Genomic DNA, 23,600 nt, shown 5'->3' with positions numbered 1-23,600 from the left:
CGGAGCATTTCGTGCCTCCACTAAGCGGCAGAGCCGCCCAACACCCATGCCATGGCAGAGCCAAGGCATGAGAGGTAATAGCACTTTCAAGCGGTCTGATATAATCTAATTGAACTTACAAATTTCTAGCAAGCATGAAGTGGCGCGTCATCCTTGAACCCGATCCAGAAACCAACGAATGGGCCGTTTGGTGTCCAGAACTTCCGGGATGTATCTCTGCTGGGACAACTCAACAAGAAGCCCTTGATAATATACGAGAAGCGATCGCGCTTTATTTACAACCTGATACGATTGAACTGCTACCGGGAGCAGTAATCTGTGAAGTTGTTATCGGATGACTCGACAGACGTCGCTCTTCTAACATCGCGGCTACTTGTTGATCGGTGGGTGGGGGCTGGTCAGTTTTCAGCAAGCCTCGCATTCTCTGGATCGCCTCAGAACGTTCTGACCTAGAAACTTCCATCTCTTGTAAAGATTCGGCAATGACCATCATGAGAGACAGGCGATCGCCCCGTGAGAGTTTCAAAATTTCAGCTTTGAGTTCTGGCAATTGCATCTCGGACAGTTTCCTTAATCAGAGTTTTGAGGATTTTGGGAGTGGGGTTTTGCTTATATTCTAACAGTCGTTCAGGGGAACAGAAGGGAGCAACGAACCTCACTGCAATGCAGGAGAAAGTCCATTTCCCTAGTATTCATCCCTTTGCTCCACACCCGGCGACAAGAACCAATCATCAATGGCCCGGCGAATATCTTGGGCGAAAATTCCTACAATAATCGTCACAATAATTGCCACTATTGCTGCATAAAACATATAGAGATTAAGTCGGTCTGGGGGTGTTGGTGGTGGCGACGGTTCGACCTTTTGGGGAACCGGCAACAACGCTAAAAATTCCTCAATGGTTTGGAGACGATCGCCATAATCGACCTTCATCCCCTCACGAATCGCCCGATTGGTTTGAGAACTCACCCCGGAAATTGGAGGCAACTTCCGACCCTTGCTCTCCAATTTTGCCCGCTCCTCGGCATGAGGCGGGACATCCCCAGATAATAGGGTGTAGAGCGTCGCCGCTAATCCATAGACATCAGAATAGGGTTGCGCCTTCTCGCTAGGATCATAAAGCTCCAATGCGCTATAGCCATCGCTATTGCTTGAACGAATCGAGGTGAGGGTTTCATTAAACCCCTTGGTGACGCCAAAATCAATCAGCACCGCCTCGGATTGTCCCGCCCGCAGCATGATGTTAGCCGGTTTAATATCCCGATGCACCAACCCCTCTCCATGCACCACCGTCAACGCCTCTCCCACTTGGCGAATATAAATCAACGCCTCTTCCTCCGGCAGAGTTGTGGTGGACAAACTGGCTAAATCATCCCCCGCCACAAACTCCATAACGATAAACGCCTGACCCTGTTCGAGGAATGAACCGAAACAGCGAACAATGTGGGGATGATGGCAACGGGCCAGCTTGACGGCCTCATTGGTCAGCTTGTTATTGAATTTTTCTCGCTCTTGGGAGGTTAAGTCAGCCAAAACCTGATCCCGCAAAGTTTTGAGGACCACGCGATCGCCCCCCTTGTGCTGGGCCAGATAACTAACCCCGACTCGCCCCTCGTTGAGCGATCGCACCACCCTATAGTCTCCCCCATAGAGAGTCTCACCTGCCTGCAAACTCATCGATTCTCCTCGACCTAACTCACCTTCCCCATACTAATCCCAGTTGACCCTCCCGAGGATGGGAGCCTTTAGTCCAGTTCCCTCCTGATACCCATTCATGAGAGGTGACGTAGCCCTGAAGAGTTGAGAATTTGACGATTGGGATACAATTCAGCCATTCTGACTAAGCAAGCATCAGCTAAAGACCTTGGGACTGACTCATATCGTCCTAAGAGTTTATGAACATCTAGGGAATGCCGAAGTTGGTCTAAGTCATAGGCCCTTGTTATGGTGGCCCTGGGGACTCCTCTCCGAAGGCAATGGCCAGTCCGAGAGACCTCCTGATCCGGTAAACTGGAGGGGGTCTCTCGTTTGAGTCTTTGGCATTGCGCGGGAGTTTATCCCCAATTTGACCCAAACCCACATAGTTGCCTAACTCCCAGGAGGGGAAGGCCAAGAGGGGGAATCTATCTCGGGTTTATCCTCCATGTCCTCAGTGACTCTGTGGTTCTCTCTTGCCTCTTGCCTCTTGCCTTCGCCCACCATTGACGCTCTTGACCCCCGCCACCTAAGATGAGGAAATCTAACCTGTGAGAGAGTGCAAGAGAATTTTATGTCTAAGCTGCGGTGGACTGCATTAAGCAGTGGATTAAGCGCCCTAAGCCTACTGGCATCGCCGGCGATCGCCCAAGGTCAAGACCTTTCAACAAAACAGTTAAACTCAGGTGAAAACCCCATGTTGCTGGCACAAGTCACTTCAGTGTCGCAACTGTCCGATGTCCAACCGACGGATTGGGCATTTCAGGCCTTACAATCCCTCGTTGAACGTTATGGCTGTATTGCTGGGTATCCTGACGGAACCTTTCGCGGCAATAACTTCATGACTCGTTTTGAGTTCGCGGCGGGGTTAAATGCCTGTTTGGATCAGATTATCGCCCTAGTGGATGGAGGAGAGGGAATTGACCCCGGAGACTTAGCTACCATCCGTCGCTTGCAAGAAGAGTTTGCGGCGGAGTTGTCCAGCCTCAGAGGACGGGTTGACCGGTTAGAAGCCCGGACTTCCCAGTTGGAGGCGAATCAGTTCTCCACCACCACCCAGTTACAAGGGGAAGCGATTTTTGCCCTCTATGGCATCGCGACTGGCGATAACATTTTTGGGGAGGATATCGACCATATCCCCTCCTTTGGCTACCGTAACCGTTTAGAGTTCCATACCAGCTTCACGGGCCGGGATTTGCTGATGACTCGTTTGCAAAGCAGCAATATCCCCGCTTTCTCCGATGTGGCGACGGGCTATCGTGAAGGGGATTTATTCTTCTCCGATGATAGTGAGGGTGCCGTGGAAGTGGATGCCTTGGTGTATCAATTCCCCCTAGGAAATGCCAATGTGGTGCTTGCGGCTAATGAAGGGGCGGCGGATGACTTCGCGTCGACGGTAAATCCCTTTTTTGATGGGGATGGTGGCAGTGGGGCCCTGTCTCGTTTTGGAACCCGTGCGCCTATCTATTATCTCATGGAAGGGTCTGGGATTGGGGTGGAATATCCCTTGAGTGATGCCGTTTCCCTGAGTGCGGGTTACTTTGCTGGGGAGAGCGGTAACCCCAGTCGGGGGGCCGGGTTGTTTAATGGTCCTTATGGGGCCATGGCCCAGTTGACGTTTACGCCGAGCGATCGCGCTGAGTTCGCCCTGACCTACGTCAATGCCTATAATCAGGAGGTAAATACAGGCAGTATTCTCAATAACCTTCGCTCAGCCAGCGGTGGTTTGATTCCGACGGTGAGTAACGCCTATGGCTTCCAAGGGTCATTCCAAGTCTCGGATAACTTTGCCCTCGGGGGCTGGGTGGGTTATGTCAATACTCAAACCCTCTCCACGTTGGACGGACTGGTTAATCGGGGGACCCTAGAGAGTTGGAATTGGGCGGTTACTCTGGCGTTCCCAGATCTACTTCTCCCTGGAAATCTGGCTGGGATTATTGTGGGACAGGAACCCAAAATCACGGGAAATCGTTCCGGCCTCCGGCAGCCGGTTGGGGACCGTATCGTCCGAAGTGACCAGGATACGTCGCTTCATGTCGAAGCCTTTTACTCCCTTCAGGTGAGTGAAAACTTGACGATTACACCAGGTTTAATTTGGCTGACAGCACCCAATCACAATGCGAATAATGATGATGCTCTAATTGGGGTCGTCCGGACAACATTTAGTTTCTAGTCGTTTCTAGAACTCACGGATATCTAACGGTGAGGGGGCGATCATATCGATCGCCCCCTTTGTTGACGGTATCTATTACGATCGCCCCAACAGATTCGGCAGTCTAAAGCCCTGAAAACCGTCGCTCAACGTCTCCTGACAGGCCCGATTGAAATTATCCACATAGGTAAACAACACCGGAACCACTAACAAGGTCAACATGGTGGAGGTGGAGAAGCCGCCAATCACCGCGATCGCCATGGGGGAGCGGACTTCGCCCCCAGCCCCTAACTCCAGGGCAATCGGCATCATCCCCGCCACCGTGGAAATCGCCGTCATGAAAATCGGACGCAGCCGGGACACCCCAGCTTCTACTACGGCCTTAAATTGGGGAATCTCTTGCTCTTGATTCGCCAGGGTACAATCCACTAACAAAATAGCATTTTTGGTGACTAACCCCATCAGCAAAACAATCCCAATGAGGGCAAAAAGTCCCAATTCTTTTTGCGTGATCAATAGTGCCAATAAGGCTCCACCAATCGATAAAGGGAGTGCGACTAAAATGGTGAGAGGATAGAGGAAATTGTTATACAAAAGCACTAAAATGGCATAGATGCAGAGAATTGCAAATGCTAAAGCACTTAAAAAACGGGTGAAAATATCAACCATAATCCGGGCATCTCCAGAGGGTTCTTCAAACACCCCTGGTGGGAGTGGATTCATCGCTGGTAGTTCCCGTACTGCTGACAGGGCATCCCCGAGGGAAATTCCTTCCAGGTTCGCTTCTACGGCAATCTGACGGGAGCGGTCATACCGGTCGATTTGGGCTGGCCCGCTCCCCAGACGAATCTGTGCCACTGAGGAGAGGGGCACTAAGGCTCCCGATTGATTGGGAACTTCTAGATTCCGCAGGGTTCGCAGGTTATTACGATATTCCTCGGCAATTTGCACGCGGATGACAATTTGTCGGTCGGGGAGGTCAAATTTGGCTAGGTTGGCTTCCACATCCCCTAGGGTTGCGAGATTGGCGGTACGGGCGATCGCCTGAACCGATACCCCCAAATCACCCGCTCGTTCCAGATCCGGTTGAATTAATAATTCCGGCTGTACCAAACTCGCACTAGAGGCAATTTCCACTAAACCTGGAACGCCCCGCATTTGCTGTTCTAAGGCCGTCGCCGTCTCTAACAGCACCTCGGGGTTATCACTATTGAGGACGATGGAGAGGTCTTTTCCACCCCCACCCGCCCCGGCCGACTGGAAGCTCAAGCGTGCTCCAGGAATCTCAGCCAATCGAGGGCGAATCTCCTGTTCAAACTGCTGTTGATTCACATCCCGCTCGTCAGTGGGTTTGAGAATGGCGCGTACCGTGGCTCGATTGACAGACCCCGTCGCCCCCCCACTTCCGGCGGAGACAAAGACATTCTCGGTGGCCGGATGGTCGAGTAAGACCGCACTGAGGCGATCGCTCACGGCGAGGGTATCCCGTAACCTGGCTCCAGGAGCGAGTTCCACATTGATGGTACTAATCCCTTGGTCGCCATCGGTAAATAACCCCTGGGGGATATAGGGAATCAGTTGCAAGCTGCCAATAAAGAAGGCGATCGCAATCAAGAGGGTGGTGACACGATTGCGGAGGGCCCAGGTCAACACACGCCGATAGGGCCCCGGCTTGGGGGAGGGGTTGAGGAGATTAGAGGTTTCCTGAGCTTGGGGCTTGGGTTTGAGCAAGTAAGCCGATAACATCGGGGTCATGGTGGTGGCAACCAGGGTCGAGAACATGGTCGAGACCGCCACGGTTACCCCAAACGGTTGAAAAAATTGTCCGGGAATCCCCCCCATAAACGCCACTGGGAGGAATACCGCCACAATGGTCGCCGTTGTGGCCACCACCGCCAAACCAATCTCGTTCGCAGCATCTAAGGCCGCCTGAAAGGGACGTTTACCCATACTCAAATGGGTATCGATGTTCTCAATCATACAGATGGCATCATCCACCAGGTTCCCCACCGCTAGGGACAAGGCCAACAGGGTCATGCCATTGAGGGTGTAGTCCAACAGTTGCATCACCATGAAGGTGGGCACAATCGACAGGGGCAATGCGACCCCTGTGATTAAGGTAGCCCGCCAATCCCGTAGGAACAAACCCACGGTGAGAGTAGTGAGGATGCAGCCAAAGATTAAGGCATCAATGGAGGCTTGGTAGGAATCGCGAATCTCGTTGGCGCGGGTAAACAGGAGTTGAAACTCAATATCCTCGGGGAGAAGGCCATTTTCCAACTCCGCGACTCGTTCCCGCACCCCCTCTTCTACGGGGACGACACTGGACCCACTACTCCGTAACACCTGAAAAGACACCACTTCCTCAGTTCCCTCATGGGTGATGAGTTGCGCCTGTTGACGGCGATCGCCGAAACTGTCCTCAACGGTTCCTAAACTGGACAAGGGAACCGACTCACCATTGGGGAGGAGAATGCGATAGCGTTGTAGGTCGTTGACCGTGGGGGCGCTTCCGAGGGTGCGAATACTTTGTTCCAGGCCGCCGGCTTCCGAGCGCCCCCCAGAGAGGTTAAGATTGAGGGCGCGAATCTGGTCATTCACCTGGGTCGCTGTAATGCCCAGGGCCTTGAGTCGTTGCGGGTTCAGTTGCACGCGAATTTCTCGGTCAACTCCCCCGGTTCGGTTAATTTGGGCCACCCCCGGAACCTGTAATAAAGCACTACTAATTTGGCGATCGACCAGTTGGCTGAGGTCCTCAATGCTGCGTTGGTTAGAACGGACGGCATAGCCCATAATCGCCCCCCCGGCAAACTCCAGCCGCTCTACAATCGGTTCGTTGATGTCTTGGGGGAGTTCCTGGCGGATTTGTGAGACCGCATTGCGCACATCATTGGTGGCGCGATCCGTGTCGGTTCCCAAGACGAAGTTGATGGTGGTGACGGATACCCCATCATTGACCGTTGATTGCAACTCATCGATATTCCCTAAGCCAGCTACCGCATCTTCAATTGGCTGTGTCACCTGGGATTCTAACTCCGAGGGGCCGGCGCCCGGTTGGCTGACGGTGATTTGTACTACTGGGACATCGATATTGGGGGTGTTATCAATCCCCAATTGGAAGAAGGAGGTGATGCCCACAAACGTCAAAATGATGAATAAGACGAGAGTGGGGACAGGGCGTTTGACAGACCAGGTTGAGAAGCTCATAAAGAAGGCAGTAGGCAGTAGGCAACAGGCAATAGGGGGGCTTACCCTTGTGGTGCGCCCTCTTCGGGGAATAGGGGGTTAGTCGACGACTCGGACGCGATCGCCGTCGTTGAGGAATCCGGCGCCGGAGACGACAATGCGATCGCCCATCTCTAAGCCGCTGAGCACTTCCACCTGGGACTCTCCAGACTCGTCTTGAGCCTCCACCACCTCTCCTAACTCAATGCGGGTGGCGGTGACGGTATCATCGGGGTTGAGGCGGAAGACTTGGGCGCTGCCGTCGGGTTGGGGCAATACCGCCGCGGAGGGGATGGTTAAGCCGTCTCGGGTTTCCGTGACAATTTCTCCGGCTAGGAACATCCCGGGGCGTAAAATCTCGTCATTGGGTAAATCCACCACCACCGTGGCTTGACGAGTCTCTGGATTTATGGTAGGCAGGATTTCTCGAACTCGTCCCTGGACATTGATGCGAGAGTCAGCATCGGAGCGAACCTGCACCGGAGCGCCGGGACGAATTAGAGGGAGTTGGGTTTCGGGAACCTGTAACTGCAACTCCAACTGTCCTTGAGCAATTAGAGTAAAGAGGGGATTCGTCCCACTGACATCTCCCACCCGTGCCTGACGTTCAGCAACAATCCCCCCCTGAGGGGCAACCACTAAGGTTTGATTGAGGCGAGTTTCTAACTCCTGTACCACGGCATCTTGATTCTGTACCCCAGCTTGGGCATTGGCGACCCCGGCTTGAGCAGCTTCAATTCCCGCCAGGCTACTGTCTAGAGTCGCTTGGGAACTTTGCACATTGGCCTGAGCGTTGAGGACATCAGCGCGGGCGCTTTCCAACTCCGCCTCTGCCACTCGCACATCTTCCACCGCTTGGTTGACCTCTTCACGAGCGGTGCGCACATCCCGTTCTCGGAGTTCCGCTTCCTGTTGACTGATGGCCCCTTGATTGGCCAATTGCTGAGAGCGCTGATATTCCCGTTCTGACTGTTCTAAGTTAGCTCGAGCTTGGCTAACACGGGCCCGGTTGCGGGTGAGGCTGGCTTCCGCTTGGGCGACACGGCTTTCGGCTTGGCGAACCCCTGTTCGAGCGCGTTCTAGGTCGGCTTGAGCTTGGCTACGAGCCGATTGGGCTTGAGAAATATCGGCTTCGGCCGCACCCACTGATGAACGAGCGGAGTCGATTTGGGATAGGGCCCCGGAGAGTTGGGACTGAAGCACCGAGTCATCGAGAACCGCGAGGATTTCTCCAGCGCCGACCAAATCCCCTTCCCGGACGCGCACATCAACAATTTGTAGGCCGGTAGCTCGGGGGAGAATGGGGAGTAAATCGTAGGCTTGAACGGTTCCACTGGCATTGAGAGTCCGATTGACCGCTTGTTGCCCGACGGTGACAGCAGTGACCGTTTGACTGGGATTGGCTTCCCGTTCCTCAGTGTCAGCAACTGGGGTGTCCGAGGAGGATTCGGCAAAGATGCGTCCGCCAATTCCTGCTAAAACAATGCCCAGACCCACTCCGATCAGGATGGATTTCCAATTGACTCCCCCCGCTTTCGGAGGTTCAGATTCTGGGGGAAACTCCGCAGGGGAAGCGGCGGGAGGAGACTCCTCGGGCGTTGGGGGAACGCTGGAGTCGGGGTTGGTGCGTTGGTTGTGGTCGATGTCGTAACTCAAGGGTTTCACGGGAAACAAAAACAACGGGTCAGGTAACGCTAGGTTGGGGATTCCCCAGAGGGGTGAACCCTATCTAGATCAAGGGGTTGAGGCGAGGCAGACTCAGTTGTGGGGGGAACTCGGCTAACGGGGGATGGGTTAAGACCGACAATTTATTAAGAATTATTTAATTTATTATAGATCGGTGACAAGGAAAATGGAGAAGTCATGATGAAATCTCTTCAGGATTGCTAAAGATTCACTACACTAGCATCCAGAGTCACAGCTCGATTTACCGCCTCCCTTCGCTGTTATGGCGAATTTGCTCATTGTTTCGACGAGATATCATGCTGGATTTGAACATCACTCCCGACCCCCAACAGCCCAGTTCGGGTCCATCGAGAACCGCTGCCCCTGAGGTATCCTCTCAAGGGGAGTTTGACTTTGCTCGGCGTCATAATGGTTCAACGGCTGGTGAGATTGCCCAGATGCTGTCTGAGTTGGGTTATGGGAGTCTGGGGCAACTGATTGACGATATCATCCCCGAGCCAATTCGCCTTAAACAGCCTCTGAATCTGCCTCAACCTCTAACGGAAGCGGCGGCCTTGCAGAAGCTGCGGGCGATCGCCCAACAGAACCAAGTCTTTCGCTCTTTTCTGGGCCTGGGCTATCATGATTGCATCACGCCGCCGGTGATTCAGCGCAATATCCTCGAAAATCCCGGTTGGTACACCGCCTACACTCCCTATCAAGCAGAAATCGCTCAGGGACGTTTGGAAGCTCTCCTCAATTTCCAAACCCTGGTGATTGACTTGACGGGGTTAGACATTGCTAACGCCTCCCTCCTGGATGAAGCCACGGCGGCGGCGGAAGCGATGAGTTTGAGTTGGGGCGCGTCGAAGGGGAAGTGTAATACCTATTTTGTGGCCGCTGACTGTCATCCTCAGACCATTGAAGTCGTACAAACTCGCGCAGAACCCTTGGGGATTGAGGTCATCGTGGCAGATTGGCAGTCCTTTGACTTCCAAACCCCCATTTTTGGGGCGTTATTGCAGTATCCGACCACCAAGGGGGGGGTCTGTGATTATCGCCAGTTTATTGAAGCGGCACATCAGCAGAAGGCCCTAGTTACAGTGGCGGCAGATTTACTCAGTTTGACCCTGTTAACACCGCCGGGAGAGTTTGGGGCCGATATTGCTGTGGGCAGTAGTCAACGGTTTGGGGTTCCTCTGGGGTATGGGGGACCTCATGCGGCTTATTTTGCGACCAAGGACACCTATCAGCGCAAGTTACCGGGGCGTTTGGTGGGCGTGTCCAAGGATAGTAGCGGTCAACCGGCCCTGCGACTGGCGTTGCAAACCCGCGAACAGCATATTCGTCGTGATAAAGCCACCAGTAATATCTGTACGGCTCAGGTGTTACTGGCGGTGATGGCGTCGATGTATGCGGTCTATCATGGTCCGGTGGGGCTGCGTCGTATTGCCCAGGGGATTCACCAGCGAGCGGTAATGTTAGCCGAAGGCCTGAAACGGCTTAAGTTTCGGCTGGGAGAGGGACCCTTATTTGATACGCTGACGGTGCAGGTGGGGTCGGCGCGACGCATCATTGACCGTGCGGCGGCCCAGGGGATTAATCTGCGTCGGGTGAGTGAGACGGAGGTGGGGATTAGTCTGGATGAGACCACCACGGATGCGGATTTACTGGATTTATGGCAGATTTTTGCCGATTCTCTGGAGTTACCGTTTACCCTAGAGCAGATACGAGAGCGGCTGGCGCAGTCGCCCTATGGGATTGGAGGATCGTCTCTGGCCCGCCAGAGTGAGTATCTGACGCAGGCGGTGTTTAATCGCTATCACTCGGAGACGGAGTTTTTGCGCTATGTCCATCGTCTTCAGGGCAAGGATTTGTCCCTGACGACCTCGATGATTCCCTTGGGGTCTTGTACGATGAAGCTCAATGCCACGGCGGAAATGCTGCCGGTGACTTGGCCGGAGTTTGCGAAGATTCACCCCTTTGCGCCGAAATCCCAGACTCAGGGCTATCAGTTGCTGTTTCGGCAGTTGGAGGCTTGGCTGGGAGAGATTACCGGGTTTGCGGGAGTTTCGTTGCAACCCAATGCCGGTTCTCAGGGGGAATATGCTGGGTTACAGGTGATTCGGGCCTATCATCGCCAGCGAGGTGAGGGACAACGGCGGGTTTGTCTGATTCCCCAATCGGCCCATGGAACCAATCCGGCGAGTGCGGTGATGTGTGGGATGAGGGTGGTGGCGATCGCCTGTGATGAGTCGGGAAACATTGACTTGGAGGATTTACGGCGCAAGGCTGAGAAACACGCGGCTGAGTTGGCGGCGATTATGGTCACCTATCCTTCAACTCATGGGGTGTTTGAGGAGAGTATTGTCGAAGTCTGTGAGATGGTTCATGAGTTTGGCGGCCAGGTGTATCTGGATGGGGCCAATCTCAACGCTCAGGTGGGGTTATGTCGTCCGGGGGATTTTGGCGCAGATGTTTGTCACCTGAATCTCCATAAAACCTTCTGTATTCCCCATGGCGGCGGGGGGCCGGGAATGGGACCGATTGGGGTGGCGGCTCATCTGTTGCCCTTTTTACCGGGTCATTCCCTGGTATCTCCCCAGTCTCAGCCTCAGCCTCAGGGAATTGGGGCGATTTCGGCGGCCCCTTGGGGGAGTGCTAGTATTTTGCCCATTTCTTGGATGTATATTGCCATGATGGGGGCCCGGGGACTGACGGAGGCGACGACGTTGGCGATTCTCCATGCCAATTATCTGGCAGCGCGTTTGGATGGGGTGTATCCGGTGTTATATAAGGGCAAGTCGGGACGGGTGGCCCATGAATGTATTTTGGATTTGCGTCCTCTGCGCAAGTCGGCGGGGGTGACGGTGGAAGATGTGGCGAAGCGGTTGATGGATTATGGCTTTCATGCGCCGACGATGTCTTGGCCCGTGGCGGGGACGATGATGGTGGAACCGACGGAGAGTGAGTCGTTGGCGGAGATTGACCGCTTCTGTGAGGCGATGATTGCCATTCGTGGGGAAGTCGAGGCGATTGAGTGGGGTGAGGTGGATGAGGAGAATAATCTGCTCAAGAATGCCCCCCACACGGCGGAGTCGTTGTTGTCTGGGGAGTGGGAGCGTCCTTATTCTCGGGAACAGGCGGCGTATCCCCGTGCTTGGTGTCGGGAGGCCAAGTTTTGGGTTCCGGTGGGCCGGATTGATGCGGCGTTTGGCGATCGCAATTTGGTCTGTTCTTGTGTGGGGATGGAGGCTTATGGGGACATCCCCGTGGAAACCGTTGAGTCGGTGGAGGTGGTTGAGGAGACGGAGGTGGTGAATCCCCGTCCGATGGAGTTGTTTTTAGGGGATGGGAAGAACGAATGAAACCGTTACAGTTAAAGTTGGATCGGGTTGAGTTCACCGATGAGCAGTTTTATCAACTCTGTTGTAATCATGATGAACTGCGGTTTGAGCGATCGCCCCAAGGAGACTTAATTATTATGCCTCCTGTGGGTGGAGATAGTGGCAACCGAGAAGCTGAGTTCATTGCTGATTTGGTCATCTGGAACCGTCAAACGGGATTGGGGTATGTGTTTAGTTCCTCGACCATTTTTCGTCTTCCCAATGGGGCCAGTCGCTCTCCTGATGTGGCTTGGGTTCAACGGGAGCGTTACTTAAGGTTAACGCCCGAGGAGCGCCGCAAATTTCCCCCCATTGTCCCAGATTTCCTAATTGAATTGCGCTCAGCGACGGATTCTTGGGAGATGTTGCGAGCTAAGATGCGGGAATATCAGGAGGTGGGGGTGCGGTTGGGATGGCTGATTAATCCGCAGCAGCAACAGGTAGAAATTTACCGTCTTCAGGAGGCGGTAGAGGTGCGAGATTTGCCAGCGGATGTTTCAGGAGAGGGGGTGTTGCCCGGATTTGAGTTACGGATTGGGGATTAGAATCCTGAACGGGTGTCTTCATGACACCATTAGGGCAGCCAGATTTTGATGCTTATCTGCAAACGGTAGGGTGTGTTGCAGCCCAAATCTATGGGAACTTAAGAGGACAATGTAGAAGCTGCCGCAACGCACCAACTCCATGATTTTGTTGCTGGGTGATTCAGTTTTCCTGAGGCATAGAGAAGCGATGCTTTGAGGTCATCTGGTTCAAGATCTGGCATTTCTTCTAAAATTTCTCCGGCGGTTAAACCCGCTGCAAACAGATCTAGCACATCGGAAAGCCAACAGCAGTCGCTCAGTCTTAAGGGGTTCTTGAACTTACCGCCAACTCAACCAGAAAGCGAATATATCAACGGATAAATCATACAAAAACCCATGCCAAAGGCGCGTCATTCGCGGCTTCAGACGAAGCTCCTGCAAGGGATTAACGCCCTGGCTAAGGACGCTCAACTGACCTATGCTTTTTTTGAACTGCGTTGCACCTTTGGCGATCGCTCCCTCGTTCCGGATATCGCGGTGTTTTCCTGGGAACGGATTGTTTTCGATGCGTCGGGTGAACCCGTTGATGATGTCCAACAAGCGCCAGACTGGGTGATTGAAATCCTCTCCCCTCAGCAAAGTCCCAACCGCGTCGCCGGAAAGCTTCTCCATTGTCTTTAGTATGGGAGTCAAATGAGATGGCTTGTCGATCCGAGCGATCGCTCCATCCTCGTCTTCCAACCCCAGCGTGAACCGATCCTCTATGAGGGGTCCACACCACTCCCCGGCTCAGCTTTCCCTTGAGGGGAAGGTGAAAGCGGTCGCGAAGGGGTAAGTGCTAGACTGGGGTGAGCATTGCTTGCCCCTTTAGTTTTATCCTCCTCCTCGTGTCATGGCTGAAGCCGTGACACGCACTCCGGCGGCTCTGCCGCCTACTCGGGAGGCAGAGCCTCCCCAAAGACATGACTCGGCTGGAGCCAAGTCACGAGGAGAAGTGGGGTGTAATTTGTTGCATTAGACACCAAATTGTAGGGGCGAAAAATCCCCTCCTGGGAGGGGGTAGGTTCGCCTATTTTATAGTTTAAATTCACAATTTGTCTCAAGCGAACTGATGAACTATGGCTCAAAAAATAGCACTTTTTAATCATAAAGGTGGTGTTAGTAAAACTACAACAACCTTCAACTTGGGCTGGATGCTTGCCTCTAAAGGAAAGCGAGTTATTCTGGTGGATGCCGACCCACAGTGTAATCTAACAGGAATGGTTCTGCGAGAGGAAACTGAGGATGAGATGAATCGCATTGCCAAGATTTATCAAACTCAGTCGAATCTCAAAACGAGTCTTGCACCTGCCTTTGAGTCACAGCCTAAACTCATTGAACCCGTTGACTGTATCCCCGTTGAAGGTCAGGACAATTTATTTCTGCTTCCGGGTCATGTGGGTCTGGCTGAATATGAAGTAACTCTGGGAATTGCCCAACAATTAAGTGGTTCGGTTCAAGCACTCAGAAATATCCCTGGAGCGATGAACTATCTATTGGATAAAACCGCCCAGAGGTTTCAGGCGGATTATGTTTTGATTGATATGAGTTCTAGCTTGGGTTCTATTAACCAAAACTTATTAACAATTAGTGACTTTTTTATTGTCCCAACCACGGCGAATTTCTTTTCAGTTATGGCAATTGACTCTTTAGCCAAAGTGATTCCACAATGGGTGGCTTGGGCTAAGAAAGCCAGCTCACTTTCTATTTTGAAAGAAGCGACATATCCCTTTCCTGAGGTTAATTTAAAATGTTTAGGAATTATTGTTCAGAATTATCGAATTATCAGAGGTAAAGAAACTAAGGCATTTGAAAAGTGGATTAGTCGTATTGAGGAAGATGTGGCCCTAAAAATTGCTCCAGCCTTCAAGCAGCAGGGTATCATGCTGCCGGATAGAGCTTATCAGGAAGCGGGCATTGCAGAAAGCTTTTGCCTAACAAAAATCGCTAATTTTAATAGCTTAATTGCCTTAGCTCAAAAGCATCGCACTCCAGTTTATGCTTTAACACCAGAGCAGTTGAAGCAACGGGGAAAGGTCTTAGAGCTAAACCAGAGAAAACAGGAGGAGTTCCGACAGGTGTTTTCAGCTTTGGCGGATAAAGTGATTCAACTGACGTCCGAGGCGTATGCAGTCAGCGCTTGAGCAGTTCCACATTAGTCTCAGTCGTGTTCGGGATCTGATTGCACTTCATGATTCACTGAAAGCACAGTCGACTCAGGTTTTAGATCTCTCAGATATGTTGAGATCTGCGCTCGTGTTGGCGGTGAGTGCGTTAGATTACTATGTCCATGAAGTGGTGACCTTGGCAATGTTGGAAATTTATCGAGGTCAACGTGCTGAACCTCCTCCATCCCGCAACAGTTCTCGCTCTGGTTTTGCTCGGTTTCAAGTTCCCTTGGGGGAGGTGAAACAGGAGCGGCTAACTCTATTAACGATTGAGGATTGGCTGGAGGATGAAATTCGCGTCAGTCAAGGTGAAGAATTTTTAGAAGGGTCTTATCGTCTAGGGGAGTTACTTCCTCATATTTCTCAAGCGATGAGCAAGCGGCTACAGGATAGTGTATGGCTAGAATTAGAAATTCGCCAACGTCTTGGTTATCAGAGTTTTCAGCATCCTGATAAGATTGCTGAGGCCATTCGCTTGATTTCTAATAAACCGTTATGGCAAGATGTTGGCAATTCTTGGGGACGGCCTCATCAAGAGATTAAGAAGCAACTCAGTTTAATTGTGGAACGACGGAATAAGATAGCGCATGAGGCGGATATCAATCCGACCTATGAAATTGGTACACGCTGGCAGATTAATGAGGAGTTGGTCTTGGAGGCTGTTGACTTTTTGCAGAAACTTGTTGAGACCATTCATCATGTCTTGAACAGTCCCTAAGGGTTTGTGATAGACGGCGTGATGATGACCTTTCGGTGGCGGCTTCATACGATGCTCCTGCAAGAGATTAAAACTGTCCCTAACCCTGACCTGCGATCGCCTTTTCGGCTGGCTTCAGATGACTCCCCCCAATAGCTGACGTCCCTCAATCCTTCCCAACAGTCGTCTGAATCTGTGGTATGATTTCAACTTTAAAAAACTTTAAGCAAAAATCTCATCCCCTCGCCCTCTGTGACCAGATTCGGCTGACCCTGCAACCCAAGTTACGGGATGATTGTATTAACCATATTTCTAGTCGCGCCCAGAAAGAAGGCCATCGAACCCTCATCCCTCAACATCTCAAGGACGCCTCCCCCTTTGCGATCGCCAACCTCTACCATTACTTCACACTTCGCGATGACTCAGGAGAGGACGACAGCGAAGATCTCCCACCGCAACCCGTCGCCAGTTGATGACAATGGGATGTCAGGACATCCATCCCTCAAACAAGACTGGGGGAGTCGTGCGATCGCCCCCCCAGTCAACTCCTATTCCCCCAAAACCTCCGTTAACTGCTGATAGGTGGCTTCAATTTGAGCTAAACTCCCAGGATTCACCAGACCATAATAATCAAACAGATACACCCGATCCTCCCGAACCGCCTTCAAACTATCCCAAAACCCTAACGCCTCAAAACTCCTCAACGGATCATCATCCCCAGGCGTTGCAATCACGAGAATAGACTCAGGATTCGCGTCAACAATTTTCTCAGGCGAGAGCGTCACATAGCCCCGAAATGGACTTTGACCCTGCCATTGTGCTGAAAGATTATTGAGTCCCAAATTCGCCAACACATCCCCCGCCCAACTCTCCCGATTGGGAGAGACCACTGGCTGCGATCCCACCAATAAGAGGACTGCTCCAGAAGACCCCGAAAACTCCTCAGGAATAAACCCCTGATACCGACTTAAAAGCACCTCAGGATTCGCCCCAATTTTTTCGGAAATCTCGCGAGTTAATTGCTCTAAATCCTCTAAACTATTCAACTCATACCCTAATACCTCAATCCCCAATTCTTCCAAACGTGCCAAAATTTGCCCCTGCATTCCCGCTGCCCCAATCACCAAATCAGGCTGCTGGTCAATCAAGGTTTCTAAATTAGGATTTTGACCTAAACCAATCTGAACAATATCAGCCGCTCTTGGGTCATTTTTGAGTAGTTGATTCTCCGGGACTCCGACCAATTTCCCCTCATCTAACTCCAAGAGAATGTCCGAAGCAAGGGATGTCAACGCCACCACCCGTTCCACTGAGGATGGAAAGGCTTGACTCAAGTCTGGCTCAGTTGGATTATCTAACACTTGTGGAACATCCTCCGTAGAACACCCCACTAAAGCAACTCCCAAACAGCCAACAATCAGCCATGTCAAGCCTAAAGACCGTCTCAAAAAACCAAACATACTAAAACCTCCAAACGAATGATGCACTGATGTTTCGCCCCGGTTGAGTGAGGCGGTCAAAAATCTGTAAATCTCGACTTTCATTGCGATTTAACTGGCGGACATCGCTGTAAATCTGATACTCCTCATCAAACAGATTAAATACCCCTACATTTAAGGTCAAATTCGGGGTAAACCGAACATAGCCCAACACATCCACCAGAATATAAGAATCTGGGACAATAAAGGTGAAATCAGGACTGGGACTATCGGTGCGGGCCCGTCCCACATAGGTCGCCACGGTTTGCAGTCCCCAGCGGTCATCGTCACCCTGATAGCGAACGCCCAGTAACGCCGTAAAGGGTGGAACTGTTTCTAGGGGAACATTATCCGTTTGATTATCTCCCACGGTGAAAGCTAGGCGTGTGAAGGCGCTTAAGCCATCTGATCCAGGACTAAAGCGATATTCACCAGAGGCTTCTAAACCATAGGTACGGGCTTCGGCGACATTTTGGGTCTGGAAGACGTTAATGGGAATGTTATCAGGACCCCGTTCAATGCCTACGCTGGCAAAAGATTCAATGAAATTATCAAAGCTATTATAAAACCCCGTTAACCCCAAGTTAAAGCGATCGCCCCCAGCCCGAAGTCCCAACTCAAAGCTATTGCTCGTTTCCGCTTCTAAATCTGGGTTAGAAATAGTGCGGTAGCGGAAAAAGCCGGAACTTAGGTTACTAAAGCCGCTATTAATTTCACTGTAGAGTGGGGCGCGAAAGCCACGAGAGTAGCGACCATAGAGAAAAAGATTGGGGCTAGGTTGATAGCCAATGGCCAGACTCGGACTCAACGCATCATCCGAGAAGTCTACCGCTTCGGAACCACTTTGGGCGAAAATCGGGTCGTCCGCTGGATTGAGGCTGTAGTAGTCATAGCGCAACCCAGGAATCAGACTCCAGCCACTCTCGCCAAACGTGATTTCATTTTGCACATACAACCCTAAGCGAAAGGTGTCCGTATCGGGGAAGTCCTTGGTGGGAAAGGTGTCTGGAGGAATGACCCGAGTTCGTTCCCCCGTGACGAGGTTTAACTGAGTGCGATCGCGCGGTCGTTCATTACGAGTTGAAGAAATATCGAATCCATAGGTCAGTTGGTGGGTCGCGGTTCCCGTGGTGAAATTGCTTTGGAGTTGAACATCGCCCCCCCAGACGCGATCAATAAATTCATTGCGAGTGTCCCGTTGAACTGGGGTCGATTCCCGAGTCCGTTGGTCGACCAACAACCGCCGTTCCCGAGTCTGTTCCTCAATCTGTGAGTCTTGGACATAGAAACGAACCTGCACCCCCTGTAGCCAGCCTTCAGCATCGGGGTCATCATAGCGATAGGCTAATATCCCTCGAACCCGTTGGGTATCCACGTCTTCCGTGAAACTTTGGGTGGTTTCAATTCCATAGAGGGCGAGGTTTTCCGCCGTTGCGGTGGTGTCACGACGGTTATCGAACAATTCCCCCAAAAGGCGGATATGACTGTGTTCGTTGAGGTTATAAACCAACTGTCCCAGAATGTTGTTGCGGGTGTTGGCTTGAGGGTCGATGAGGTTGGAATTGTTATTGATACGGGTTCCCAGGCTATCGCGACGAGTATAGTTGAGTGAATACTCGACATTCCCTGATCGACCTGCATATTGCAGATTCGCCCGTCCCCCTTGGTTGACGCTATCTCCACCCAAAGAAATTTGACTGTACTGGTCTTCTCCCAAAATATCCAGGAGTTCACCGGGAGTGGGGGTGATAAAACTGACCACACCCCCCAAGGCGTCACTTCCATACAGAGCCGATGCGGGACCACGGACGATTTCGGCGCGGCTGACGCTGTCGAGATCTAGATAATCTCGACCGAGTTGGAAAAAGCCAAATTGGAAGCGGTTAGGAAGTCGGATTCCATCGGCTTGTAAGAGGACGCGATTTCCCTCTAATCCCCGAATATTAAAGTCTTGTAAGCCATAGCGGAAACTGTCCCGCACGGAAATTCCGGGGGTGTAGCGGACGAGATCGCGAATGTCTTGGATGGATTCGCGTTCGATGCGATTTCCATCGATGACATCAATGGCCAAGGGAGTGGTTTGTACGGGACGACGGGTTCGCGTGGCGGTGATGGTGATTTCGACAACGTCGTCGTCGTCCTCTTCCTCATCTTCTTCTGGAGGACGGGCCTGTTTGTTTTGTGGCGGGACATCCTCCAGGACTGGGGGGGGAGGAAGGGGCGATCGCTCTTTGGTTAGGGGAACCGGGTCCACACGATCGAGGGATTTGACAAGAGTTTTAGGATGGCTGGCCTGGGCGTTCGAGCCATTAACTAAAATAATTCCTAATAAGCTGCAAGTCAAAAGGACGGGACATTTCAGGGTATTCATAATTTTTCTCAACAAACGTCTAAAACGTCACCCAGATTCTTAGATGCAGACTTTGGGAGTCTTCAGTGAGAATGGGCGGGACGCAAGGGACAAACCTGTAAGCCAACAGGGGTATCGAGGATTAAGGCTTCGATATCAAACACCTGCTTGAGACTCTCCGGCGTTAACACGTCTTTGGGGGGGCCAATCTCTAAAATTTGCCCCTGTTGGATTAACGCGAGACGATGACTATAGCGGGCGGCTAAGTTGATTTCATGGAGAACGGTGACAATGGCGAGACGGCGATCGCGATTTAGGCGTTTCAGTAACTCCAACAGTTCCAACTGATAGCGAACATCCAAAAAGGTGGTGGGTTCATCCAGGAACAACACCTGAGGATTTTGGGCCAACGCCAGGGCCAGAAACGCCCGTTGTCGTTCACCCCCCGATAGCTGAACCAAGGGACGCTCAGCAAAATCCCTTAAATCCGTCGATTCTAGGGCATTTTCAATCCAATAGCGGTCTTCTGGGCTACTGTCCCATTGCCACCAGGGTTGATGAGGCGATCGCCCCATCGCCACCAATTGCCAAACGGTCATCCCTCCAGGAACAGAAGGCTGTTGCTGAGTTTGAACCGCCAACTTTTGGGCCACAGCCTGGTTCGAGAGTCTATCAAGGGAGTCTCCCGCCAGAAACACCTGGCCCCGTTGACGGGGAAGCAAACGACTCAGCAAGCGCAGCAGCGTCGATTTCCCGGATCCGTTGGCCCCAATTAGGGTTAGCCATTCACTATCATGGAGGGTTAAGGAAATATCCCGAATAATCGCCTGTTTGCTATAACCTCCAGTCAGGTCAGAAGCGGCGATGGGGATAGTCTTACCAGTTTGAGATGGACGGATTGGGGTTCCCCGCATGGTTCCTCGGTTATTGATAGGTAGTATTATTAAGCTAAATGAAAGCTAATGTCAATAGCTAATTTAAAACTCGGCGGCGATAGAGAAGCAGGAGAAAGACCGGTGACCCCATCAGGGCCATCACCGCCCCAACCGGGAGTTCAATGGCCCCCAACCGGGCGAACCAATCGGCGAGAATCAGGACGATCGCCCCTCCCAGGGCCGACAGCGGTAAACTCAAACGATGGTCTGACCCCACCAACAGGCGCACCCCATGGGGAACAATCAACCCCACAAAGCCAATCAAGCCGCCAATACTCGCCGCCCCCGCCGCCAAGAGGGTCGCCGTTGCGCCAATGAGGAGACGCGATCGCCCCAAGGACAGCCCCAAACCCACCGCCATATCATCGCCCAAGTTCAACAAATTGAGTAATCGTCCCGACAGACAGCCCGCCAGCAACGCCAGTAATAAATAGGGGGCGGCGGCGTTCACCTCCGACCAACCGCGACCATTGAGACTCCCCACCAACCAATTAAAGGCCTGTTGAATTTGGCTATCATCACTAAGAACAATCAGGGTGGTTTGCAAGGCCCCCAACAGGGAATTAAGGGCGACTCCCCCTAGAATCAGGCGATCAATGGCGATTTGTCCCCCACTCCAGGCCAACCCATACACCAACAGGGCCGCCCCAATCGCCCCAAACCAGGCCCCCGCCGGGATATAGACCGCACTCACCCCCAAAACAATCAGACTGGCCGCCACCAACCCCGCCCCAGCGGACACCCCCAATAGATAGGGCGTGGCGAGACTATTCCGTAATAATCCTTGCATCAGACCCCCAGCTAACCCCAAGGAACTCCCCACCAAGGCCGCCGCGACGATACGGGGGAGGCGTAACTCCCAGATGATAATTTGCTGAGTCAGGCCTCCACGACGGAGTAACGCATCCGTCAGTTCGCTGGGGGTGAGAGAGACGGTTCCCTTCACCAAAGACAGGGCGATCGCCCCCACCAGGAGGCCCAGTAACGCCAGGGTGACTAAGAACACCCGAGAATAGTGAATCTGAGGAGATTGGGCCGGGTAACTCAGGGGGGATGTCATTTACTCAGATGGGTTACGGTGGGACTGGGTGGCGATGGCCAGGCGCAGGTTTTCGATTTGACGTAAGCGATCCATAATGGCGATCGCCTGACCATGGGGAATCGCTTCATCGGCGTTCAACACCACTAAGCTGGTGTCCGCCGCCGCCATTTGTTGTCTAACCTGGTCTTGTAAGGTCTCTAGGGTCACCCCATCCTCATCAACGCGAATCTCTCCCTCAGCCGTCACAGAGACGGTGATGCGGGTCTCCTGTTGCACTTGAGAACTCTGGGCTTGGGGTAAGTTAACCGGTAAGCCTTCGTTGCGGGTGAGAAATAAACTGGAGATAATAAAGAAGGCTAAAATAGCGAAAATCACATCAATAGCAGAGACAATGTTGATTTGCGCGGGAATATCTGGGTCGTCGTCAAGTAGTTTCATGGCTCAATATCGCTAAAAAATTATGGATAACATCAGCTAATTCTTCATGGATAAACTGGGTTTTGTCTTTAACTTCCTAAATTGTAACTCTAGGCGACCGGAATATTCTTCAATGAGAGACATTTGACGACGGTAAAAACTCCGAAACGTATTGGAAAAGAGCAGCGTAAAAATCGCCACCACCAAACCTAACACCGTTGACCCGAGGGCTTCACTAATCCCCCCCGTCACCCCAATGGTGTCGCTTTGGGTCACATCTCCTAACTGCAAGGAGGCAAAGGAGGTCATCAACCCTAACACCGTTCCCAAGAGTCCCAATAAGGGCGCAACAGCAACAATGGTATCAAACACAGTATTAAAGCGACGTAACACCGGAACTTCAGCACGGGCGGCAGTTTCTAGAGCAATTTGAAACTCCTCAATGGTTGGGTCGTCTAACTCCAACGCCTCCAGGAAGATTCGACACATGGGAAATTTGAGGTTATTTTTTAGCAGTTTAATTGCCGAATACCAATCGGATTCGATTAACCGAAACACCTTTTTAATAATTCGGTTTTGTTGTCGCAAAATTTGAATCCAAAAATAGCAGCGTTCAGCAATTAACGCTAGAGATAATACAGAAAAAATCAGCAACGGAATGGCAACAATACCACTCGATGTCAAGATATTTAAATTCATCATTTTTTGGGTCACCTCAACCAACCACGTTAACTCAATTCTCACTCAAAACGAGATGCCATTCCCCAGACTGGAGGGACAGAAGCCTCATTCCTGGAATTCCCCTTCAAGCCAACGACCCTCAACTTGAGTTCCATCTTCCAGGGTATAAACCCCCAAGCCATGTTTCACTCCATCGCGAAACTCTCCCTCATAGCGTTCACCATTGTCATACTCGCAGATGACCTGTCCATGAAGGGTTCCATCTTGAAAGTTTCCCTCACAGCGATCGCCATTCCCGAATCGCAGTTGTCCGTCCCCAGTCATCTGACCCCCCTCAAAGTGTCCCTCATAGACATCCCCCTCTGCAAACGTATACGTTCCCAGTCCCTGAAAGCGTCCATTCACCGAGGGACCCTCATAGCGACTCCCATCATGAAACTCCCAAACCCCTTCCCCGTGGGGTTGGCCCGCCTCAAACTCTCCCTGATAGCGATCGCCATTGGCCAATTCATACCGTCCCACCCCCTGGCGACGACCATTGACCATCTCCCCCTCATAGCGATTTCCATTCCCATACTCACAGACCACCTGACCATTGAGTTGTCCCTCAGCCACCTCTCCCTCACAGACATCTCCAGCAGCGGTTTCATACCGTCCCTGACCTTGAGGAACCCCCTCTCGGAAATCTCCCTCATAAATCTCGCCCTGGGGTGAGACATAACGCCCCCTTCCATGGAATTGATTATCCGCGACCTCCCCCTCATAGCGACTTCCATCTGCAAACTCCCAGATTCCTACCCCGCTAAAACGACCCGCGTCAAACTCCCCTTCATAGCGATCGCCATTTGCAAATACATACAATCCCTGACCGTGGGGTTGGCCGTTGCGAAACCCCCCTTCATAGCGATCGCCGTTGTCATAGTCACAGCGTCCCAGCCCTTGCAAAACCCCATTCTCCGTCTCTCCCTCACAGCGGGTTTCCCCCATCACCTCGGGGGAAGGGGTGGGAGACTCGTCAACGCCTTGGGCGAGATGGGATTGAGGGAATCCCAAACTGAGACTGAGTACAGAAATAAGGAAAAGAGGCGATCGCAGCATGAACAATCAAGAAAATGAACAATATGAATAAAATGAACCCTCTGACAGAC

At 52.1% G+C, this 23,600-nt stretch carries 19 protein-coding genes; 8 read left to right on the top strand and 11 right to left on the bottom strand.

What is annotated here, in order from left to right; genetic code table 11:
• Nucleotides 1-134: 134 nt before the first annotated feature.
• Nucleotides 135-338, top strand: a complete 204-nt coding sequence (locus NEA10_RS19850; RefSeq protein WP_252663084.1) for a type II toxin-antitoxin system HicB family antitoxin — start codon at nt 135-137, stop codon at nt 336-338.
• A 347-nt stretch (nt 339-685) separates the two neighbouring features.
• Here the strand turns inward: NEA10_RS19850 and NEA10_RS19845 are convergent, their stop codons facing one another.
• Nucleotides 686-1,675 (bottom strand): serine/threonine protein kinase, encoded by a 990-nt coding sequence (locus tag NEA10_RS19845; protein ID WP_252663083.1) that lies wholly within the window; start codon nt 1,673-1,675, stop codon nt 686-688.
• A 592-nt stretch (nt 1,676-2,267) separates the two neighbouring features.
• Between NEA10_RS19845 and NEA10_RS19840 the strand changes: the two genes are divergently transcribed.
• On the top strand, nt 2,268-3,866 hold the full coding sequence (locus NEA10_RS19840; protein WP_252663082.1) for an iron uptake porin: 1,599 nt from the start codon (nt 2,268-2,270) through the stop codon (nt 3,864-3,866).
• 75 nt (nt 3,867-3,941) lie between these two features.
• Here NEA10_RS19840 and NEA10_RS19835 read toward each other — a convergent pair whose 3' ends face one another.
• Together NEA10_RS19835 and NEA10_RS19830 are read right to left on the bottom strand one after the other, a co-directional pair.
• Nucleotides 3,942-7,052, bottom strand: a complete 3,111-nt coding sequence (locus NEA10_RS19835; RefSeq protein ID WP_252663081.1) for an efflux RND transporter permease subunit — start codon at nt 7,050-7,052, stop codon at nt 3,942-3,944.
• A 78-nt stretch (nt 7,053-7,130) separates the two neighbouring features.
• The gene (locus NEA10_RS19830; RefSeq protein ID WP_252663080.1) at nt 7,131-8,735 is read right to left on the bottom strand and encodes an efflux RND transporter periplasmic adaptor subunit; all 1,605 of its coding nucleotides are present in this window, start codon (nt 8,733-8,735) and stop codon (nt 7,131-7,133) included.
• A gap of 317 nt (nt 8,736-9,052) precedes the next feature.
• Between NEA10_RS19830 and gcvP the strand changes: the two genes are divergently transcribed.
• Nucleotides 9,053-12,103: an aminomethyl-transferring glycine dehydrogenase gene (gene gcvP / locus NEA10_RS19825; RefSeq protein ID WP_252663079.1), complete on the top strand. Its 3,051-nt coding sequence runs from the start codon at nt 9,053-9,055 to the stop codon at nt 12,101-12,103.
• Nucleotides 12,100-12,666 carry a Uma2 family endonuclease gene (locus NEA10_RS19820; protein ID WP_252663078.1) on the top strand — a complete coding sequence of 189 codons (567 nt, stop codon included), beginning with the start codon at nt 12,100-12,102 and terminating at the stop codon, nt 12,664-12,666. The genes gcvP and NEA10_RS19820 overlap by 4 nt, the downstream gene beginning before the upstream one ends.
• Nucleotides 12,667-12,764: 98 nt before the next feature.
• On the opposite strand, the gene NEA10_RS19815 is transcribed toward NEA10_RS19820, so the two are convergent.
• The gene (locus tag NEA10_RS19815) at nt 12,765-12,938 is read right to left on the bottom strand and encodes a DUF433 domain-containing protein (RefSeq protein ID WP_252663077.1); all 174 of its coding nucleotides are present in this window, start codon (nt 12,936-12,938) and stop codon (nt 12,765-12,767) included.
• Between the two features lie 88 nt (nt 12,939-13,026).
• On the opposite strand from NEA10_RS19815, the gene NEA10_RS19810 reads away from it, so the two are divergent.
• The 4 genes from NEA10_RS19810 (at nt 13,027) to NEA10_RS19795 (ending at nt 16,022) form a co-directional block, all read left to right on the top strand.
• On the top strand, nt 13,027-13,326 hold the full coding sequence (locus NEA10_RS19810; RefSeq protein WP_374111915.1) for a Uma2 family endonuclease: 300 nt from the start codon (nt 13,027-13,029) through the stop codon (nt 13,324-13,326).
• 437 nt (nt 13,327-13,763) lie between these two features.
• Nucleotides 13,764-14,828: a ParA family protein gene (locus tag NEA10_RS19805; protein WP_252663075.1), complete on the top strand. Its 1,065-nt coding sequence runs from the start codon at nt 13,764-13,766 to the stop codon at nt 14,826-14,828.
• Nucleotides 14,829-14,922: 94 nt separating this feature from the next.
• A complete protein-coding gene (locus tag NEA10_RS19800; protein ID WP_252663074.1) occupies nt 14,923-15,570 on the top strand; it encodes a HEPN domain-containing protein in 648 nt (215 codons plus the stop codon).
• Nucleotides 15,571-15,749: 179 nt separating this feature from the next.
• Nucleotides 15,750-16,022, top strand: a complete 273-nt coding sequence (locus NEA10_RS19795; protein WP_252663073.1) for a hypothetical protein — start codon at nt 15,750-15,752, stop codon at nt 16,020-16,022.
• 75 nt (nt 16,023-16,097) lie between these two features.
• On the opposite strand, the gene NEA10_RS19790 is transcribed toward NEA10_RS19795, so the two are convergent.
• The 7 genes from NEA10_RS19790 to NEA10_RS19760 form a co-directional block, all read right to left on the bottom strand.
• A complete protein-coding gene (locus tag NEA10_RS19790) occupies nt 16,098-17,009 on the bottom strand; it encodes an ABC transporter substrate-binding protein (protein ID WP_252663072.1) in 912 nt (303 codons plus the stop codon).
• 1 nt (nt 17,010) lies between these two features.
• Entirely contained in the window at nt 17,011-19,398 is a 2,388-nt protein-coding gene (locus NEA10_RS19785) for a TonB-dependent hemoglobin/transferrin/lactoferrin family receptor (RefSeq protein WP_252663071.1), read from the bottom strand.
• Between the two features lie 62 nt (nt 19,399-19,460).
• A complete protein-coding gene (locus tag NEA10_RS19780) occupies nt 19,461-20,291 on the bottom strand; it encodes an ABC transporter ATP-binding protein (protein WP_252663070.1) in 831 nt (276 codons plus the stop codon).
• A 58-nt stretch (nt 20,292-20,349) separates the two neighbouring features.
• Nucleotides 20,350-21,372 carry a FecCD family ABC transporter permease gene (locus NEA10_RS19775; protein ID WP_252663069.1) on the bottom strand — a complete coding sequence of 341 codons (1,023 nt, stop codon included), beginning with the start codon at nt 21,370-21,372 and terminating at the stop codon, nt 20,350-20,352.
• Nucleotides 21,373-21,792, bottom strand: a complete 420-nt coding sequence (locus tag NEA10_RS19770) for an ExbD/TolR family protein (RefSeq protein WP_252663068.1) — start codon at nt 21,790-21,792, stop codon at nt 21,373-21,375.
• Between the two features lie 36 nt (nt 21,793-21,828).
• Complete coding sequence (locus NEA10_RS19765; protein WP_252663067.1) at nt 21,829-22,473, bottom strand: MotA/TolQ/ExbB proton channel family protein; 645 nt, start codon at nt 22,471-22,473, stop codon at nt 21,829-21,831.
• Between the two features lie 84 nt (nt 22,474-22,557).
• Nucleotides 22,558-23,550, bottom strand: a complete 993-nt coding sequence (locus NEA10_RS19760) for an MORN repeat-containing protein (protein ID WP_252663066.1) — start codon at nt 23,548-23,550, stop codon at nt 22,558-22,560.
• Between the last annotated feature and the right edge of the window lie 50 nt (nt 23,551-23,600).

The sequence above is a fragment of the Phormidium yuhuli AB48 genome (genome assembly GCF_023983615.1).
In the GTDB taxonomy this organism is placed as follows: Bacteria; Cyanobacteriota; Cyanobacteriia; order Cyanobacteriales; family Geitlerinemataceae; genus Sodalinema; species Sodalinema yuhuli.
This window is presented reverse-complemented; position numbering and strand designations above follow the sequence as displayed.